The organism is Aeromonas sp. HMWF015, assembly GCF_963878965.1.
In the GTDB taxonomy this organism is placed as follows: domain Bacteria; phylum Pseudomonadota; class Gammaproteobacteria; order Enterobacterales; family Aeromonadaceae; genus Aeromonas; species Aeromonas veronii.
Genome location: NZ_CAWNZT010000056.1, coordinates 1 through 3,009, shown reverse-complemented (window position 1 = coordinate 3,009; position 3,009 = coordinate 1). Strand labels below are relative to the sequence as shown.

The window sequence follows — 3,009 nt, the reverse complement described above, 5'->3', positions numbered from 1 at the left end:
GGGGGCAGATATGGACGCCATCAAGTGGCTTGAACTGTCCGCAGAGCTGGGTAACCGTGATGCCCAGTACCTACTGGGTGAGCGATATGCGCAAGGTAAAGGGGTTGTCAAACGACCAGACCTCGCCCAGCGCTGGAACGACAAGGCTGCGGCTCAGCAGCAGCCGGATGCTTTACTACAGCAAGCTAAGCAGGCCGCTCCCACCTATGCGTTCACAGCCTATCAGCGAGCCGCTACAGCTGGCTCTGCCGAAGCCGAACTCTGGCATGGCAAGGCTTATCTGGCTGGGGAGCAGCTCCCCACAGACCCCGCCCTAGGTCGTTACTGGCTGGAGCTGGCTGCTGGACACGGCTCCCATGAAGCAGAGTACCAACTGAGTTTGCAGCAGGTAGAGCAGAAGCAGCAGGTCTATTGGTTAGAGAAGGCAGCTGACGGCGGCGTAACCCAAGCATTGTTCGAGTTGGCGGAGCTGCAGCATAAGCAAGGTGAACTGGAGCGGGCTAGGGCCAGTTATGCCAAGGCTGCCGAACATGGACACATTGCCGCGCAGTACACCTATGGTGAAATGTTACGTCTGGGACAAGGTGGCAAAGAGGATTACGCACTGGCGCTCAAGCAGTACCGCTTGGCAGCCCAGCAAGGTGACCGCCAGGCCCAATACCGAATGGGAACGCTACGAGAGGAAGGCTTGGGGGCCCCGCGCAATCGGGTGCATGCCTATGCCTGGTTGTCACTGGCTGCGACAGAAGGGATGCCTGAAGCCGTTCAGGCCCGTGATGAACTCGAGGCCACGATGACCAAACCGGAAGTAAAGCAGGCTCAGAAACTCTCTGAGCACTGGTTTGGCAAAATGCCCACAACGGCTAAGAAAAGCTAAAAAAGAACATGGAAGGAAGCGGCCCACCAAGGCCGCTTCCTTCTTATTTAGTTGGCGAATTACCAACAACAAACTCAGCCCAAGCATCCATCATCGGGCGTCGCTGATCCAGCAAGTCTGTACGGTGGTATGCAGCTTCTACCTTGTTCTGCACTGTGTGAGCTAACGCACGTTCAGCGAGATCCCGTGCATAGCCCTGTTCACTGCACCAATCCCGAAAGCTCGAACGAAAGCCATGGGCTGTTGCGGTGCGCCCTGGGGTTGTGCTTTGGGCATCCAAACGCCTGAGTAAGCTGGTCATCGCCATGTCAGTGAGTGGGACCTGTTTCCGAGGAGAGGGGAATACCCATTCATTGTGTAACCCTTGTACTTTTTCCAGAACGGAGATGGCTTGAAGAGATAACGGGACTCGTTGTGTTACTTGCGTCTTCATCCTATCCGCAGGAATGGTCCAGATGGCTGCATTTAGATCGAGTTCTTCCCAGCGCATATTCCTCGCTTCTCCAGAGCGACAGGCTGTCAATATCACAAATGAGAGTAAGGCATGGCTAACATCAACTCTTGCCGAGTTGGCCAAATTTTCCTGGTAGAACGCAGGAAGAAGACGCCAGTCCATGGCTGGCTGATGCTGGGTTCTAATTGCTTTGCTAGGTTGTTGCGGCAGGAGCTTATCTACCACATCGACTGGATTGGCAGGGCAAAACCCATGAGCCCAAGCCCAAGCCATGACGGCATGCAGCCGCTGTTTCACTCTGGTTGCGGTTTCCGGGATCGTTAACCAGATAGGCTGTAGTACACGTGCAATCAGGGCTGGAGTAATTGAATCAATAGGCTGTTGTCCGATAACAGGGAAGGCGTATTGCTCCAGGGTGGAGATCCACTGCTTACCGTGTTTGGGATTGCGCCAGCCAGGGAGTAGCTGTTGGTGAACCTGGCGAGCTGCAATTTCGACAGTGGGTATCGCTGGTTTAGTAGCTTCTGCTTTCTTCATATCCAAGGGGTCTAGCCCTTTGGACAGTTGCTCACGCATCAGACGAGCCTGGTTACCTGCATCTGCAACCGAGACTTCCGGGTAGGAACCCAAGCCTGCATTGCGGCGTTTGCCGGTAATGGGACTGACATATCGTAACACCCATTTGCCCTTTCCTTTTATTGTTGATGGATGAAGCGCCAGGCCCGTGATCCCACCATGGGGTAGTGGTTTGTCTTCAGGCTTCAGGTTGCGGGCCTTAGTGTCAGTGAGTGTTGCCATGATGCCTCCTCTTGTTGAAAACAGTATGCCATCCAGTATGCCATTTCATATGGGGTGTGGTGGCATGTCATTGAAGGGGGTTGGACGGGGTTTTGTTTTAAGTGTTTGATGATGCTATATTATTTGTAGGATTGCGAATTGCATTGGACGGTTTTGTGGCGGGCTGTCTCTCCGCCACATACCAAGCCCAACCTGTTTAGCAGGTTGGGCTTTTTCTTTTGGTGATGTGCTGAGGGACTATCCGGCCGCCTGTGTATCTGTGGTCATCGATCCGGATGAATGCAGTTGGATGCTCGCCGTGCCTGCCAGGCCTGAATGCGCGCCTGGGTGCCGATGACGAAGACGAAGAAGACCGGCACGAAGAAGATGGCCAGCAGGGTGCCGCTGATCATGCCGCCAAACACGCCGGTGCCGATGGCGTGCTGGGTCTCCGCGCTGGCGCCACTGGCGAGCATCAAGAGCACCACCCCGAGGGTGAAGGCCAGCGACGTCATCAGAATGGGGCGCAGGCGCAGGCGGGCAGCAGTGACAGCCGCATCAAGCAGTGAGCGCCCTTCGCTGTGCAACTGGCGCGCAAACTCCACGATGAGGATGGCGTTCTTGGCCGACAGACCGATGATGGTGATCATGCCCACCTTGAAGAAGACGTCGTTGGGCATGCCGCGCAGCATCACGGCCGCGACGGCACCGAGCAGGCCCAGCGGCACCACCATCATCACCGAGAGCGGGATCGACCAGCTTTCATAGAGTGCCGCCAGCACCAGGAAGACCACCAGCGCCGACAATAGCATCAGCAGGGGGGCCTGCTCGGCCGACTGGCGCTCTTGCAACGACTGTCCCGTCCAGGCCAATGCGAAGCCTGGCGGCAATTGCGCCACCA

General features: G+C 56.2%; 3 protein-coding genes. 1 reads left to right on the top strand and 2 read right to left on the bottom strand.

Going from position 1 to position 3,009, the window contains the following annotated elements; genetic code table 11:
* Positions 1-877, top strand: an 877-nt coding sequence (locus tag AACS18_RS02625; RefSeq protein ID WP_146184838.1) for a tetratricopeptide repeat protein, incomplete at its 5' end; no start/stop codon positions are given.
* A 43-nt stretch (positions 878-920) separates the two neighbouring features.
* Here AACS18_RS02625 and AACS18_RS02620 read toward each other — a convergent pair.
* Complete coding sequence (locus tag AACS18_RS02620) at positions 921-2,129, bottom strand: tyrosine-type recombinase/integrase (protein ID WP_108613625.1); 1,209 nt, start codon at positions 2,127-2,129, stop codon at positions 921-923.
* A 263-nt stretch (positions 2,130-2,392) separates the two neighbouring features.
* A partial coding sequence (locus tag AACS18_RS02615) for an efflux RND transporter permease subunit (protein ID WP_181363386.1) occupies positions 2,393-3,009 on the bottom strand: 617 nt, incomplete at its 5' end.